The sequence below is a fragment of the Clostridium prolinivorans genome, assembly GCF_004011155.1.
In the GTDB taxonomy this organism is placed as follows: domain Bacteria; phylum Bacillota; class Clostridia; order Clostridiales; family Clostridiaceae; genus Clostridium_AT; species Clostridium_AT prolinivorans.
On the sequence record NZ_RJWG01000011.1, the window covers coordinates 41469 to 57436 of the forward strand.

Annotated in this window: 20 protein-coding genes; 13 read left to right on the plus strand and 7 right to left on the minus strand. The window is 27.4% G+C overall.

Annotated features, from left to right (window positions below; translation table 11 throughout):
• Window positions 1-4: 4 nt before the first annotated feature.
• The 6 genes from EGD97_RS09295 to EGD97_RS09320 are packed head-to-tail and all read right to left on the minus strand — an operon-like array spanning window position 5 to window position 4700.
• Window positions 5-313, minus strand: a complete 309-nt coding sequence (locus EGD97_RS09295; protein WP_078681986.1) for a V-type ATP synthase subunit F — start codon at window positions 311-313, stop codon at window positions 5-7.
• Window positions 306-1295, minus strand: coding sequence for a V-type ATP synthase subunit C (locus tag EGD97_RS09300; protein WP_127837151.1), 990 nt, complete (start codon window positions 1293-1295; stop codon window positions 306-308). Before EGD97_RS09300 ends, EGD97_RS09295 begins: the two co-directional genes overlap by 8 nt.
• Window positions 1296-1311: 16 nt before the next feature.
• On the minus strand, window positions 1312-1893 hold the full coding sequence (locus EGD97_RS09305) for a V-type ATP synthase subunit E (RefSeq protein ID WP_127837152.1): 582 nt from the start codon (window positions 1891-1893) through the stop codon (window positions 1312-1314).
• A 55-nt stretch (window positions 1894-1948) separates the two neighbouring features.
• Window positions 1949-2434 (minus strand): V-type ATP synthase subunit K, encoded by a 486-nt coding sequence (locus EGD97_RS09310; RefSeq protein WP_127837153.1) that lies wholly within the window; start codon window positions 2432-2434, stop codon window positions 1949-1951.
• 18 nt (window positions 2435-2452) lie between these two features.
• Window positions 2453-4387: a V-type ATP synthase subunit I gene (locus EGD97_RS09315; protein WP_127837154.1), complete on the minus strand. Its 1935-nt coding sequence runs from the start codon at window positions 4385-4387 to the stop codon at window positions 2453-2455.
• Window positions 4374-4700: an ATPase gene (locus EGD97_RS09320; protein ID WP_127837155.1), complete on the minus strand. Its 327-nt coding sequence runs from the start codon at window positions 4698-4700 to the stop codon at window positions 4374-4376. The genes EGD97_RS09315 and EGD97_RS09320 overlap by 14 nt, the downstream gene beginning before the upstream one ends.
• A 493-nt stretch (window positions 4701-5193) precedes the next feature.
• Between EGD97_RS09320 and EGD97_RS09325 the strand changes: the two genes are divergently transcribed.
• The 9 genes from EGD97_RS09325 to EGD97_RS09365 all read left to right on the plus strand — a co-directional run bounded on the left by EGD97_RS09325 (window position 5194) and on the right by EGD97_RS09365 (window position 10331).
• A complete protein-coding gene (locus EGD97_RS09325) occupies window positions 5194-6087 on the plus strand; it encodes a Rossmann-like and DUF2520 domain-containing protein (protein WP_078681887.1) in 894 nt (297 codons plus the stop codon).
• A gap of 28 nt (window positions 6088-6115) precedes the next feature.
• The gene (gene panB, locus EGD97_RS09330; RefSeq protein ID WP_078681886.1) at window positions 6116-6943 is read left to right on the plus strand and encodes a 3-methyl-2-oxobutanoate hydroxymethyltransferase; all 828 of its coding nucleotides are present in this window, start codon (window positions 6116-6118) and stop codon (window positions 6941-6943) included.
• 17 nt (window positions 6944-6960) lie between these two features.
• Window positions 6961-7806 (plus strand): pantoate--beta-alanine ligase, encoded by an 846-nt coding sequence (gene panC / locus EGD97_RS09335; RefSeq protein WP_078681885.1) that lies wholly within the window; start codon window positions 6961-6963, stop codon window positions 7804-7806.
• A 13-nt stretch (window positions 7807-7819) separates the two neighbouring features.
• The gene (panD, locus tag EGD97_RS09340; protein ID WP_078681884.1) at window positions 7820-8209 is read left to right on the plus strand and encodes an aspartate 1-decarboxylase; all 390 of its coding nucleotides are present in this window, start codon (window positions 7820-7822) and stop codon (window positions 8207-8209) included.
• A 134-nt stretch (window positions 8210-8343) separates the two neighbouring features.
• Window positions 8344-8532: a hypothetical protein gene (locus EGD97_RS09345; protein ID WP_078681883.1), complete on the plus strand. Its 189-nt coding sequence runs from the start codon at window positions 8344-8346 to the stop codon at window positions 8530-8532.
• A 108-nt stretch (window positions 8533-8640) separates the two neighbouring features.
• Window positions 8641-9126 (plus strand): permease, encoded by a 486-nt coding sequence (locus tag EGD97_RS09350; RefSeq protein WP_078681882.1) that lies wholly within the window; start codon window positions 8641-8643, stop codon window positions 9124-9126.
• Window positions 9123-9656 carry a permease gene (locus EGD97_RS09355; RefSeq protein ID WP_127837156.1) on the plus strand — a complete coding sequence of 178 codons (534 nt, stop codon included), beginning with the start codon at window positions 9123-9125 and terminating at the stop codon, window positions 9654-9656. The genes EGD97_RS09350 and EGD97_RS09355 overlap by 4 nt, the downstream gene beginning before the upstream one ends.
• A 211-nt stretch (window positions 9657-9867) precedes the next feature.
• The gene (locus EGD97_RS09360; protein WP_078681881.1) at window positions 9868-10089 is read left to right on the plus strand and encodes a DUF1659 domain-containing protein; all 222 of its coding nucleotides are present in this window, start codon (window positions 9868-9870) and stop codon (window positions 10087-10089) included.
• Between the two features lie 20 nt (window positions 10090-10109).
• Entirely contained in the window at window positions 10110-10331 is a 222-nt protein-coding gene (locus EGD97_RS09365; protein WP_078681880.1) for a DUF2922 domain-containing protein, read from the plus strand.
• 97 nt (window positions 10332-10428) lie between these two features.
• Here the strand turns inward: EGD97_RS09365 and murC are convergent, their stop codons facing one another.
• On the minus strand, window positions 10429-11805 hold the full coding sequence (murC, locus tag EGD97_RS09370) for a UDP-N-acetylmuramate--L-alanine ligase (protein WP_127837157.1): 1377 nt from the start codon (window positions 11803-11805) through the stop codon (window positions 10429-10431).
• A gap of 283 nt (window positions 11806-12088) precedes the next feature.
• Between murC and purR the strand changes: the two genes are divergently transcribed.
• From purR to EGD97_RS09390, 4 genes are all read left to right on the plus strand, one after another.
• Entirely contained in the window at window positions 12089-12895 is an 807-nt protein-coding gene (purR, locus tag EGD97_RS09375; protein ID WP_078681878.1) for a pur operon repressor, read from the plus strand.
• Between the two features lie 126 nt (window positions 12896-13021).
• Entirely contained in the window at window positions 13022-13306 is a 285-nt protein-coding gene (gene spoVG, locus EGD97_RS09380; protein WP_078681877.1) for a septation regulator SpoVG, read from the plus strand.
• A gap of 268 nt (window positions 13307-13574) precedes the next feature.
• Complete coding sequence (glmU, locus tag EGD97_RS09385) at window positions 13575-14948, plus strand: bifunctional UDP-N-acetylglucosamine diphosphorylase/glucosamine-1-phosphate N-acetyltransferase GlmU (RefSeq protein ID WP_127837158.1); 1374 nt, start codon at window positions 13575-13577, stop codon at window positions 14946-14948.
• A 54-nt stretch (window positions 14949-15002) separates the two neighbouring features.
• Window positions 15003-15965, plus strand: coding sequence for a ribose-phosphate diphosphokinase (locus EGD97_RS09390; RefSeq protein ID WP_078681875.1), 963 nt, complete (start codon window positions 15003-15005; stop codon window positions 15963-15965).
• The last annotated feature ends 3 nt before the right edge of the window (window positions 15966-15968 follow it).

Consider the following 15968-nt stretch of genomic DNA (forward strand, 5'->3'; position numbering starts at 1 on the left):
TTTCTTATAAAATATTTATACCTACGGCTTTTTGAACATTATCTTTAATTTTATTAAGACCAATTCCAAGACTTCCTTGGCTGCCAGGAATTAATATAATAGAAGGAGTAATAGATTTACTATATCTTTCTATTGTTTCTTCAAGTTTTTCTGCAAATTGTTCCGTTATAAAGATTACTCCGTAGTTATTATAGGCTAAGGTATCTACAGTTTTTCTAGCATCTTCTACATTATCTACTGGAAATACTTCGATTCCAATGGCTTTAAATGCAAGAACAGAGTCTTTATCTCCAACAATGCCAACCTTATACATAACTATCACGCAGCCTTTCCTTTATGAGTTCTTTTGAAACATTATTAAGCTTAGAAACTAATATAATTCTCAAATTTTTAATTTCTGTTTCACGTGCATATATGAAAACTGCTATAGGTTCTGGACCTATATTTATCAATTTAGAGTCTTTCATATATCCCATAATATAATCATCTATATTTTTCTCAAAACTACTTAAAGAATTTGTTCTTAAAAATGTTTCTATACTTTCTTTAATCATTAAGCCGTAGTTTTTATGAGCTAATTTATTAGGAATAAGAGAATAATCTTCTAAAAATAATTCTTTAAGTAAAGAAGAATCAAGCTCTCCTCCATCTAATAAAACTTCTTTTAAAAAATTTAAAGGCTTATTAAGTGATTTTATTCTTAAAATTGTTTTAATATTAGTTAAGTCAATAAGAGTAGTAACATAACCCTCTAAAAAACTATTATTTAATATTTGAACTAAATTTTTCATATGTATAAACATATATCTATCTAATATAATGTCAATTCTTTGAGGGTCTTTTATATTTTCAAAATCATCTAAAGCAGTTTTAATAGCTTCAGACATTATATTAGGAAGTTCTGCATAGTTTTCTTTTGATAAGGCAGTTTTTAAAAGGTCTATATCTAAAATTCCCATAGGAATTAGTATAGATGAAAAGTCCTTATCTAGAATTTTACCTTTAATAAGAGTTTTTATATTATGGTAATCATATTTAACCCTCATAAAATCGATTATTTCTTTATAAGGGGTAATTTCATAAAGCTCATCATACATATCTTTAAAAGCTTTATTTAAAGCAGCTTCAAAATTTTTCCCTTCAAGGTAATGCCCATAATAAGTTTCTGAAAGAAGCTTTAAAGCTCCATCAAGATTTTCTGTATCTATGAGCCTTTCATAGAAAGGTTTAGTAAGGAGCCTTGATTCCCATACTCTTATTTTGGTAACTATAGAGGCAAAATCTGTAGTTTTCATGGACTTAAAAGCCTCCTTACTCAAATAATATTTTGTTTATATCAAATATTAAATCTTCCTTTAAAGAATCAACTAATGCTTTAAAAGTACAGTTTAATATAGTACCATTTTGTTCAACAATAAAGCCGTCTTCTTCTTTATTTAGTGTTTTACCAAGAACTAAATTTAAACCAAGTTCTGAATTTATCCATTGAAGAACTTCAGAAGTGAAAATAGAATATCTATTTTCATTAACTCTCAAAACTCCATTACCTGTAACTTTATTTTCTTTAAGCATAGTTTTTAAAAAATTTAAAAAATCTTCTTTATTTAAATTTTTTAAATTTTCAAGTGCAAGCTCAAAAGATTTTTCAATAACAGAATGTTTTGCAGATAGTTTTTCGTTTCTAACTTTAAGCTCTGCACTTTGAATTATTCTGCTTTTACTTGAAACAGCTTCTTCATGAGCTTTAGCTAAAAGCTGTTTTTCTAAATCCTTAGCTTCATTTATTTTGTTTTCTATTATTTTGGAAGCTTCTTCTTTAGCTGAATTTAAAATTTCAGTTTTTTTGCTATTTGCATCACTAAGGATTTTATCTGTAATATTTTTTATCGACATATTTTAAATTCCCTCCTGCAATTCTTTGAGGTTATAATTAATTTTAAATAATTATTTAAAATGTTTTATTAACTAATAAGAATGACATAACAAATGCAAGTAATGCATAAGTTTCAACCATAGCAGAAAAAATTATACCTTTTGTAGAATGTTCAGGTTTTTTAGCTAATATATGTATACCGCCAACGGCAACTTTAGCTTGAGCTATAGCAGACCAAAGACCAACCAAGCCTATTATTGATGCTGCTAAAAGATAAGATAAACCTTGAATTAGTGATAAGTCTTTATTTATATTTGTCATTATTAAAAATCCTATAACAAATCCATAAAGACCTTGTGTTCCAGGTAAAAGTTGAAGAACTAATGATTGACCAAATTTTTCAGGTTGTTCAGAAACTAGTGAAGATGCAGCTTCACCAACAAGTTGAACACCTTTAGCTGAACCTATACCAGCTAATGCAACTGCAAGAACTACTCCAAGTGAAGCAAATACTATTCCTCCATAAGTTTGTAACCAAGTTCCTAAATTTAATATTTCCATTATAAATTCCTCCTTATATTAGTTTTTTATATTTATATATTTATTTACCATTTTAAAAGGTGAAAATGGCCTTCCGCCACCGGAATAAAATTTTCCAAAAAATTCAACATATTGAAGTCTTAAACCATGAACGTAGGCACCTAAAAGTCCTAAAAGCATATTAAAAATATGAACTGCTATAAAAAGAACAGGGCCTACTATAAATAGACTTATTCCTGGGAAACTTCCAATTATAAGATTTAAAGCTCCGGCTATAGAACCGCCAGATATTCCAAGAGCCATAAGTCTTGTATATGAAACTAAATCTCCTATATAACCTGTAATACCATAAAGAGCATAAGCTCCACCAGCTAATTTACCTGCCACGGATTTTGCGTCCCTACCGTTTGTAAGCACGATTAAAACCATACCTGCAATCATTGTATATTTAGCAAATGAAAAGCCTGCAACTAAAAGACCTATACTTACTAAAGTTATAATCCAAGAACCAGAATCAAAAAATGCTCCCCAAGGGTCTCCTTTTTTAATGAGCATATATCCTTTTATACAAAGCCCGAAAAGTACTTGGATAGCTCCAAAACCTATAGATAAAAATACAACAGTGTAAATATCACGAGACGGATCAATTAAAGCTGGTATTTTAATTACATCTCCGAATACAGAACCGTATATAAGTCCCCATATAGCAGTTGTAATACCTAAATACATAAACATCCTTACAAAATTTTGCGATTTTTCATTTAGATTGAATTTCTTAAGAGCAAAAAGTGCAGCAGCAAATACTATAACTCCATAAGCAAAATCTGCTACCATCATACCAAAGAATATCATGTAAAAAGGTGTTAAAAGAGGAGTAGGATCAATACCATCATATTTAGGAAGACTATACATTTCTGTGATAGATTCAAAAGATTTAACTATAGTACCATTTTTTAGCTTTATCGGGATTTCATCTATATCTTCATCAGAAACATCGGAAATTTTATAATAATAATTATCACTAGGCAATGATTTTATATAGTTTTCAAAAATATTTCTTTTCTCTTCTGGGAAATATCCAGATATAAGTATTGTTTTATCGGACTTTAAAAAATTTTCACTAGATTTAAGTCTTATAAGTTTATTTTCGAAATATTCATGTGCTTTTTCAAGATTTAAAAGTTCATTTTTCATTCCTTTTAAATCTTTAATTATAGAAAGTTTTTCTTCATTTAAATTATTTAGCTGCTCTTTAAAGCCTTCAATTAATAAAATAGGCTTTTCTTTAAAGTCTGTTTTAAATTCATTAAACTCCAAAAGCTTTAAAAAAGATTCTAAAGAGCTCATCTCATCCTTATGAACAAATAGTAAAATATAAGATAATTTAGTGTCCCTATTTACAATTTCAAAATGAACATATTTAAAATTTTCTTCTATTTGATATTTAAAATCGCCTTCTCTTGAAGTTGGAATAGTACCTAAAAAATAATTTACTTTTTTAAAATCTTCTAAATCACTAAAAGACAAATCTAAGTTTTTCCAAGGAAATAAAATTTCATAATCTGTATTAATTTTTGATATTAAAGAATCTATTTCACTTAATCTTTCTTCCTTTCCTTTTAAAAGGGTTAATAGTTCTCTAAAATTTTCTTCTTTTCCATATTTTTTAAGTTCATCATAAGATAAGGAAGGTTTTCCTTCTTTTAAAGATTTTAGAGCAGATTCTTTTTCTATATAATTTTTAAGAAAATTAATAGCAGACTTTAAATCAGAAAGAGTTTCTTCTGTTTCTTTAAAAGAAGGATCAAAAACATCTTCTTTTAAGGAAATTAATGTTTCATCTTCTTTGCTTAATTTTTTGCTTTGAAGATTTATAAATTCGATTTCTCCAAAGGATTGCAGCTTCTTTAGAATGTCTTTTTTACTAGCTTCAAAAGCTATCAGAGTAAATTTATTCATTCTAACTATTGCCATAATTTTTTACTATCCTTTCAATGATTAATTTTACAGCATTATCAAGCCTTTCTTTTGGTATGTTATAAATGCTGTTTATTTCATTTTTCCCATTTATAGAAATAGTATAAGCTTCTTTTTCAGCTAAAGAAATAGCTTCATCAACTATAGATTTAGCTTTGCTTTTTATTTCTTTTAAAGTTTCATCATATTTTTCCAAAGCTTGATTTTGAGCTGATTTTAAAATATCTCTTCTTTCATTTTCAGCCGCTTTAATAATTTCAAAAGCTTCTTCTTCTGCTTTTTTTATTTCTATAATTTCTTGTATAGCCACCCATTTTTCACCTCCAGTTTAAATATAAAATAAAAATAATTAGTGACAATAATATTTAATATATTGAGAAAATTCTCTCAATAATTGTATATTATAGCATAATTATAAAAATATATAAAGGATGGGGTTTATATTATAAGTATTGAAATACAAAACTTTTAGTTAATTTTTTAAAATACAAAAGTATTATTGTGTTTTTTTGCAATATTAAATAAAAAATTAACTTTAATGTATAGATATCCAACATGAAAATTAAATATAGTCTAGTAAAATAATAATCCGAGCAGGGATATTAGTTGTTTTTAATAGAGAGGATTATTATTTTACTATATAGTTATATTAAATTTTGAAGAAATTATATATTATGTTTATTTTTAAGTAAAATCTTGTTTGATTTTATTAAATATTTATGATAAATTTTTTATGGGTGGCATCATTTAGAGCTGCACCAAATTATTTATGTATATATATTTCATTGATGGTACACTTCCATATGGAGGTGGTTATTATAAAAATTGGGTTTATTGGTGCTGGTAAAGTAGGCTTTTCTTTAGGAAAATTTTTGAAAGAAAAAAATTTAAATGTTTCTGGCTATTTTAGCAAAAATCCTGAATCTTCTAAAGAAGCTTCAGTTTTTACAAATACGAAGCATTTTAAAAGTATTGAGGATTTAGTAAATGAAAGCAATATTATCTTTATTACTGTACCTGATAATGAAATATTAAATGTATATTCAGAATTAAAATCTTATCCATTAAAAGACAAAATTATTTGTCATACTAGTGGATGCCTTTCTTCCAATATTTTTTCTGACATAGATAATTTTGGTGCATATTCTTATTCAATCCATCCTATGTTTCCTATTTCTCAAAAAAAAGAAAGTTACAAATACTTAAAAGATGCTTTTTTTACAATTGAAGGCAGTTATAAATATTTAAAATTTATGATTGATTTATTTTCTTCAATTGGGGTTAAAATAATTTCAATTGATAGCAAAAATAAGCCTTTATATCATCTTGCTTCAGTTACTGCAAGTAACCTATTTTTAGCATTATTTAATAGAAGCTGCGATTATTTAAAACAATGTGGCTTTGAGGAAAAAGATGCTGTTAATGCTTTATATCCTCTTATTAAAAATAATATAGAAAATATTTTTAATGTTGGTGTTATAAATGCTTTAACTGGACCTATTGAGCGAGGAGATATAAATACTGTAAAAGAGCATATTGCGTTTATGCCTAAAGAGCATAAAAAAGCTTATTGTGAACTTTCTAAAGAACTTATTTTAATTGCTAAAAATAAAAATAAGAACAGAGATTATTCTGATTTAGAAAAATACTTTGAAGAAATTGACAAAGAATTTTATGCAAAAGACTTAAACAATTAATTTTAGAATATAGGAGGATTAATTTAAAATGAAAAACACTGTATCGACTTTTAAAGAAGCTAAAAATAGTGGAAGAAAATTAACTATGCTTACAGCTTATGATTATTCAATGGCAAAGCTTATAGATGAAGCAGGTGTTGATGGAATATTAATAGGTGATTCATTAGGTATGGTATGTTTAGGATATGAAGATACATTAAGTGTTACTATGGAGGATATGATACATCATACAAAGGCTGTTGCTAGAGGTGCTAAAAATGCTCTTATAGTAGCAGATATGCCTTTTATGTCTTATCAAACTTCAATATATGATGCAGTTTTTAATGCAGGAAGGTTAATAAAAGAAGGAAGGGCACAAGCTGTAAAACTTGAAGGTGGGGCTTTTGTAGCAGAACAAATAAAAGCAATAGTTAATTCCTCAATTCCAGTAATGGGACACCTTGGTTTGACGCCTCAATCTGTAAATGCTTTTGGAGGGTTTAAAGTTCAAGGAAAAGATGAAGAAACTGCAAAAAAATTAATTGAGGATGCTAAAATAATTGAAGATGCAGGAGCTTTTGCAATAGTATTGGAATGTATACCTGCAAAACTTGCTAAAATAATTTCTTCTAAAGTAAGTATCCCAACCATAGGAATTGGAGCAGGAAAAGATTGTGATGGACAGATATTAGTATATCAAGATATGCTTGGAATGTTCTCTGATTTTAAGCCTAAATTTGTTAAACAATATGCTAATACAGGGAATATAATAAAAGATGCTGTACAAAATTATATAAATGAAGTTAAAAATAATTTATTCCCTTCTGAAGAATATGAATTTAAAATAAATGAATCTATTTTAGATAAGCTTTATTAAGGAGGCAATATAAAATTATGAATATAATTTATAGTATAAAGGATTTAAAAGAAGAAATAAAGAAATGGAAGAATGAAGGGCTTTCTGTGGGGCTTGTTCCAACTATGGGATATCTTCATGAAGGTCATGCTTCACTTATAAAGCGTGCCAGTGAAGAAAATGATAAGGTAGTAGTTAGTATTTTTGTTAATCCTATTCAATTTGGACCTAACGAAGATTTTGAAAGATATCCTAGAGATATAAATAGAGATAGCAAGGTTGTAGAAGAATGTGGTGGGAATATAATTTTTAATCCATCACCTTCTGAAATGTATAAAGAAAATTTTTCTACCTATGTTGATGTAGAGGGATTAACAGAAGGCCTTTGTGGAGCTAAAAGACCAGGACATTTTAGAGGTGTTTGTACTGTAGTTACAAAACTTTTTAATATAGTTCAGCCAGATAAAGCTTATTTTGGTGAAAAAGATGCCCAGCAATTAGCTGTAATTAAAAGAATGGTTAGAGATTTAGATATGCCAATTGAAATTGTATCTTGTCCAATTATAAGAGAAGAAGATGGGCTTGCTAAAAGCTCAAGAAATTCTTATTTAAGTCCTGAAGAAAGGAAAGCTGCATTAATTTTATATAAAAGCCTTGAAAGTGCTAAAACTGCACTTAATGAAGGAGAAAGAGATGCTTTAAAAATAAAAGATATAATAATTGATAAATTAAATAGTGAACCAATGGCAAAAATTGATTATGTTGAAGTAGTAGATAGTTTATCTTTAAAACCTGTTTCTTATATTAAATCAGATGTTTTAGTAGCAATTGCTGTTTTTATAGGAAAAACTAGACTTATAGATAATTTTACTTTTTCTCTTTAGAAGGAGGATTTTTATGGAAATTACAATGCTTAAATCAAAAATACACAGGGCTATAGTAACTCAGGCAGAACTTAATTATGTTGGAAGTATTACTATAGATAAAGACTTATTAGATGCATCTCATATAATGGAATATGAGAAAGTATCTGTAGTTAATGTAAATAATGGAGAAAGAATAGAAACGTATGTCATAGCTGGAGAGCCAGGAAGCGGAGTAATATGCCTTAATGGGGCTGCAGCTCGTTGTGCACAAAAGGGAGATATAATAATAATAATGGCATATTGTAATATGACTTTACAAGAAGCTAAAGAACATAAACCAAGGGTAGTATTTGTAAATGAAGATAATTCAATAAATAAAATAACAAACTATGAAAAACATGGTGAATTGACACTTTGTTAAAAATTAAATATTTTTTTAAAATATGTTTAGTTCCTCTTAAATTTACCCATAATTTAAATGAATGTGTAACATTTATTTAAATATGTGAATATTATGATTAATAAAATTTTATAAAAATTATGGGGTGAAATAAAGTGGAATTAAAAGATAAGGATTTAGAACTTATTGAAAGGGGAACAAAGGCTTTAATCAATGAGCTTGGATATTCTGGATTTATAAAATATATATCCAGAGTACAGATTTGCAATGGAAATTATTTTAGAAATAAGGAAGTTGTTTATAAAAATATAGATAGTAAAGATAATAAAGAAGATATTAGATAGCCGAAAGGCTATCTTTTAATTTTACAAAAAATGTATATAAATTAGACTCACATTATAATTTTTTTAAAATATAATATTATTAATAGTATGTTTTTAGGAGAAAATATAATGAATGCTTTTGTTTTATATGTAGTATCTGTTTTTTTACTTTTTTTGTCTTATATAAAAGATAAAAACAAAAGCAAAAAAGCAATTTTAAAAGCATGGCGGTCTTTAGAAAATATGCTTCCTCAATTTCTTGGAATAATAATTATAGTAGGATTAACCCTTTCATTACTTAAACCTGAAACTATATCTAATATAATAGGAAAAAATTCTGGATTTTTTGGAGTAGTTATTTCAGCCTTAATAGGTAGTATAGCTATGATGCCAACCTTTGTAGCCTTTTCAACTGGTGATATGTTACTAAAAAACGGAGCAGGAGTTAGTCAGGTAGCAGCACTTATATCAACTTTAACTCTTATAGGTATAATAACAATACCTTTAGAAATAAAATATATAGGGAAAAGAGCCGCTATTTATAGAAATATTCTAGCGTTTTTATTTTCTTTTATAGTAGCCTTTTTTGTAGAAAAGGTGGTGGGAATTTTATGATTAAATATTTAATAAAAAGGTATAGCTTTTTTATAATATCTTTTTTTATAATGATAATTATAACATTTATAAATAAAGATATAGGATTTAAATCATTTAACATAGCATTTTCAAGCTTTAAACAGATGATTTCTGTAGTCCCGCCTATTATGCTTTTGCTTGGACTTATGGATGTATGGGTACCAAGAGAAACTATGATGAAATATATGGGAAATAATTCTGGTATATTGGGTGTGTTTTTATCAATATTAATAGGTTCATTAGCTGCTGGACCTATGTATGCAGCATTTCCGTTTACTGCAGTTTTACTTAAAAAAGGAGTAAAGTTTAGCAATATAATTATATTTATGAATGCTTGGTGTGTAACAAAAATATCAACTCTCATGTTTGAAATAGCTGCATTAGGTTACAAGTTTACTCTAGCAAGACTTATAATAGATATACCTGGCGTTATTATTATGGGATATTTAGCCGAAGCAATGATGCCTAAAAATGAATTAGAACAATTATATATTTCAAAAATTGATTAAAAAGAGGCGATTTTATTATCAGCCTCTTTTTAATTTTTATTTTATCTATATCAATATTAAATAGTTCTATAAAACTTGTTTGATTTTTAGTTTATATAAATTTTTTGTTTTAAGGTAAATTTTTTTATTACTGCATATTTAATTATTGAAAGACAGAAAACTTAGATTTTTAAGTTAAGCTGTTAAATTTAAAATAAAAGGAGTAGATAGTATGGCTGTTTCAACTAAGGTGCAAAGTAGCATGATAATTAAATTTAAAACAGGGGTAGATGCAAATGGAGAAGATGTATTTAAAAGCACAAGATTTTCAAAAATAAAAGTAGATTCAGCAGATGAAAATATTTTATTTATAGGTACAGAAATTGGAAAACTTCTTAAATATCCTCTATCTGAGGTAATTAGAGAAGACTTAAATGTTGTTAGAGCTGAATAATAAAAAGGAGGAATTTTTAAATGGCTAATAGAAGTTTATTGATGAATTTTATGAATGAATCAGGAAGGAAAGTATCTATTAGATTAGATGAAATAGCAGATACAGTAACTAACCAACAGGTTTCACTTGTTATGGATGCTATAATAGAAAAAAATATTTTTGATTCAACTGGAGGAGATTTAATTTTAAAAGACTCAGCACAAATAATATCTAAAGACATAGAAGAACTTCAAGTTAAATAAAAGTGATTTTAAAAATAATATTTATGTAATTTTATAAAAAAGCCATGCATAAAAAGGATATTTTCCTATTTATGCATGGCTTTTAAATTTTTTGAAATTATTCATTTAAATACATTTCGCCAATTTTATAAACATCTCCGGCACCTACTGTTAAAAGTATGTCTCCTTTATTAAGTACAGTTTTTAAATACGAAACTATTTCTTCAAAACTGTGAAAATTTTTACAAGACTTTCCTTTCTCCCTTATACTATCTCCAAGCATATCTGAACTTATTTTTTTTGTAAACTTTTCTCTTGCGGCGTATATATCTGCAAGTATAACTTCGTCTGCATCATAGAAACAATTAACAAAATCATCAAATAAAGTAAGAGTTCTTGTATAAGTATGAGGCTGGAATACACAATAAATTTTATTGTGAGGATAATTTTTAGCAGCTTCAAGAGTAGCTTTAATTTCTGTAGGATGATGTGCATAATCATCTATTACAGTAATGCCATTTTTTACTCCTTTTATTTCAAATCTTCTATGTGTTCCTGAAAAACTTAAAAGCCCTTCAATTATATATTTATATTCTACATTAAGGCTTAAAGCTGCAGATATACTAGCTAAACTATTAAGTATGTTATGCTTACCTGGAACATTTAAATTAATTGAAAAAAGTTTTTCATTATTTTTATAAACATCAAAATTTGCGCAGCCTTTTTCATTAAATTTTATATTTTTAGCTCTTATATCACCTTCATCTATTCCATAAGTAATTACTTTACAGTTTGCATATGGTATTACTTCTTTAAGTTTTTTATCTTCTGCATAAGCAATTAAATATCCATCTTTAGATATAAGCTGTACAAATTTTATAAATGTTTCTTTTATGTGATCTATGTTCCTATAATAATCTAAATGATCTGCTTCTATGTTTAGTATAATCCCAATATAAGGGAAAAATTTCAAAAATGAAGCTTTATACTCACAAGCTTCTGTAATAAAATATTCGCTTTTACCACATCTTACATTACCATTTATTATATCTAATTCTCCACCTACTAAAATAGTCGGATCCAATTTAGCGTTTAAAAATATATGAGAAATCATAGAAGTTGTTGTAGTCTTTCCATGAGTTCCAGAAATAGCTATATTGTATTTATGTCCCTGCATAACTTTACCTAAAAATTCAGCTCTATCCATAGTAGTAATATTTAGTTCTCTAGCTCTAGAAAGTTCTGGATTATCTTCTGAAATAGCTGCTGTATAAACAACTAAATCGGCACCTTCTACATTTTTAGCATCATGACCTAAAAAAATTTGAGCACCTTGTTTTTCTAATTTTTCTGTTAAAGAAGAAGACTTCATATCTGAGCCTGAAACAGTAAAGTTATTTTCTAATAATATTTCGGCAAGGCCGCTCATACTAATTCCGCCTATACCTATAAAATGTATTCTTTTATGTTTGTCTTTTATAAAATCGAATGACAAAATATCAACTCCTTAAAAACATTCAATTATGGATTTTTAAACTGAAAATTCAGTTTATTTATTAATGGATTAATATAATTTATTAGTAAAATTAAAACCCTATATATCATTATATACAAATTTTATAAAAAAGGATACAAAAATAAACAATAATTGGTAATTAATATTAACGATTAAAAACATATTATTGATAATATTTGTGAAATAGAATACAATAAGAATAATAAATTAAATTTTAATTAAAAAGTTCGTAAAATTTAAATTAGATATAAAGGTGATATTTATGGAAAAAATAAATAGAAATACTAGAATAGCTGCAATTACAAAAATACTTATAGAAAATCCTAATAAAGTTATAAATTTAAATACATTCACAGAAAAGTTTAATTCGGCAAAATCTACTATAAGTGAAGATATTTTAGTTATAAAAGAAACTTTGAATAAATTTAATATGGGTAAAATTGAAACTATAGCAGGAGCATCTGGAGGAGTTAAATATGTTTGCGAAATTTCAGACAAAGATAGAAAAGATTTTGCAGAGGAACTTTGTGGAATATTAAAGGAAAAAGATAGAATAATACCTGGAAATTACATATATATGACTGATATAATGTATAATCCAGATATAATAAAAAGGGCAGGATTAGTATTAGCTTCGGCTTTTAATGACAAAGATGTAGATTGTGTTGTAACAGTTGAAACAAAAGGAATTCCTCTTGCTTATGAAGTATCTAAAATGCTTGGAGTTCAGCTTGTTATAGTAAGAAGAGATACGAAGGTTACAGAAGGAACTACAGTAAGTATTAATTATGTTACTGGTTCTAGTAAAAGAATACAAACTATGTCTCTTTCAAGAAAGGCATTAAAAAGTGGAAGTAAATGTATATTTATAGACGATTTTATGAAAGCTGGAGGAACAGCTTTAGGTATAGTAAATATGCTCAAAGAATTTGACAGTTTTCTTGTAGGGATTGGAGTTATGATTGAAGATATAAAAACTCCTAAAAAATTAATTGAAGACTATATATCTATTGTAAAATTTAATGGTATAGGAGAAGATGGAACTGCAATTTTATTTCCTTCTAAATAATTTAAATTAAAAAATTATATGAAATAATTAAATTTTTAAAAAATTTATAAATATTTAGAAAAATAAGAAGGAAAAATAAAAAATGTGGCGAATATTATTGTATAAGCATCGTGGAGGTGGTTTTTTATGGAAATTACAGATGTAAGAGTTAGGAAAGTTGCTGCTGATGGTAAAATGAAAGCTATTGTTTCAATAACTTTTGATAATGAATTTGTTGTTCATGATATAAAAGTTATTGAAGGACAAAATGGTCTTTTTATTGCTATGCCAAGCAGGAAAACGCCAGATGGAGAGTTTAAAGATATAGCTCATCCAATAAATACTCAAACTAGAGAAAAGATTCAAAAGTTTGTATTGGATGAATATGAAAAAGTAAAAAATGATGAAACTACTGTTTCACAAGAGGAATAAATAAAAAGAAGTTGAAGATTTTTAGCAAAATTATGTTAATCTTATACATATTGAAAACAGTATCATAAATATAATTATGCTGTAAGATAACAATTGAAGCTGAAATCTCAGCTTCTTTTTATTTTTTGACAAATTACTCCGTAAGGTTGCAAAATAACTTTTTATAAAATATAATATTAAGAGGCGATTTTATATAATTTAAATAAAAGGTTAAAAGAATTTACCAATTAAAATTTGTTATTAATTGCTAATTAAAAGAGGTGTTTTTATGTATAAATGTGCCGTCATACTAGCTGCTGGTGAAGGAAAAAGAATGAAATCTGATACACCTAAAGTTCTTCACAAGGTATGCGGAAAAGAAATGGTTAATCATGTTATAGATATAATGAGAAAATCAGGTATTGAAGATGTTAATGTAATTGTTGGAAAAGGTGCTGAAAAGGTTAAAAACAGTACAGAAAGCAGAAATGTAAGCTATTCTTTTCAAGAAGTTCAGCTTGGAACAGGTCATGCAGTTAAGTGTGCAAAGGAATTTTTAAAAGGTAAAAGTGGAACTGTAGCTATATTTACAGGAGATGCTCCTCTTATAAAAGAAGAAACTGTTAAAAAGCTTTTAGCTTTTCATGAAGAAGGAGGATTTAAAGCTACTATTTTGACTTCAATTATAGATAACCCTGCCCACTATGGAAGAGTTATAAGGGATAAAAATGGTGAAGTACTTAAAATAGTTGAAGCTAAAGATTGCAGTAAAGAAGAATATGAAGTTTGTGAAATAAATGCAGGCATGTACTGCTTTGATATAGATTTACTTTTAGAAAGTTTAGAAGAGATTAATAATTACAATGCTCAAGGAGAATATTATTTAACTGATGTAATAGCTGTGTTAAAAAATAAAGGATTAAAAATTGGAGCTATGGTTACAGATTTTGAAGAAACAATTGGAGTTAATTCAAGGATTGAACTTTCTGAAGCTGAAAAAATATTAAGAAATAGAATAAATAAAAAACATATGGAAAATGGTGTTACAATAATTGATCCTCAAAATACATATATAGGAAGCGATGTTGAAATAGGCAAAGATACTATCATATATCCAGGGAATGTAATTGAAGGCAATACAGTTATTAAAGAAAATTGTATGATTTATCCAAATTCTAGAATAAGTGATAGTATTATTGAATCAAATGTTACAATTCAAAGTTCAGTAATATTAGAAACACATATAGGAGAAGGTACAACAGTAGGTCCTTATGCTTACTTAAGACCAGAAACTAATATAGGGAAAAATGCTAGAATTGGGGATTTTGTTGAGATTAAAAAATCAACAATAGGTGATAATACTAAAGTATCACATTTAACTTATATTGGAGATGCTGAAGTTGGAAGTGGCTGTAATTTTGGTTGCGGCACTGTCGTAGTAAATTATGACGGCGTTAAAAAATATAAAACAAAGATAGGAAATAATGCTTTTATAGGATGTAATACAAATTTAGTTGCACCTGTTGAAATTAAAGATAATTCTTATACAGCAGCAGGTTCAACTATAACAGAAGAAGTACCTGAAAATAGTTTAGGAATTGCAAGAGCCAAACAAGTTAATATAATAGATTGGGTTTCTAAAAAAGGTTTAAATAAAAAATAATAATATAATAACCGCTGCATTTTATAGTGGTGCTGTTAATAAGGAGGAAAACACATGATAACTCACGGTAAAGGCATTAAGATTTTTGCCGGTAATTCACACCCCAAACTTGCAAAAGAGATTGCAGAAATATTAGGCATACCAGTTGGTAATGCTAATGTTGGGAAATTCAGCGATGGAGAAATTTCAGTTGACATTAATGAAACTGTAAGAGGAAGCGATGTATTTCTTGTACAATCAACTAATGCCCCAGTTAATGACAACTTAATGGAGCTTTTAATTATGATGGATGCTTTTAAAAGAGCATCAGCAGGAAGAATTACTGCAGTTATTCCATACTATGGATATGCTAGACAAGATAGAAAGGTTAAAGCTAGAGATCCAATTACTGCAAAGCTTGTTGCAGATATTTTAACTGCAGCAGGAGCAGATAGAGTGCTTACAATGGATTTACATGCTGCACAAATTCAGGGATATTTTAATATTCCAGTAGATCATCTTTTAGGAGCTCCAATACTTGCAAAATATTTTATTAATAAAGGTTTCCTTGAAGATGAAGATGTAGTTGTTGTATCCCCTGACCTTGGAAGTGTTACAAGAGCTAGAAGATTTGCAGATAAACTTCATGCACCAATAGCTATAATAGACAAAAGAAGACCAAAGGCTAATGTTTCCGAAGTTATGAATGTCATAGGAGATGTTAAAGGTAAAACTGCTATATTAATAGATGATGTTATAGATACAGCAGGTACTATATGTAATGGTGCCAATGCTTTGACTAATATGGGTGCAAAGGAAGTTTATGCTTGTTGTACACATTCTGTTCTTTCAGGCCCTGCTATAGAAAGAATAAAAGAATCATCAATAAAAAAGCTTGTTATGTTAAATACAATTGATCTTCCAAAGGAAAAAAATATTGATAAATTTGAAGTACTTTCAGTTGCTCCAGTTTTTGCAGATGCAATAAAAAGAATTTATGAAGATATGCCTGTAAGTAAATTATTTGAAGGAGTTTAAAAT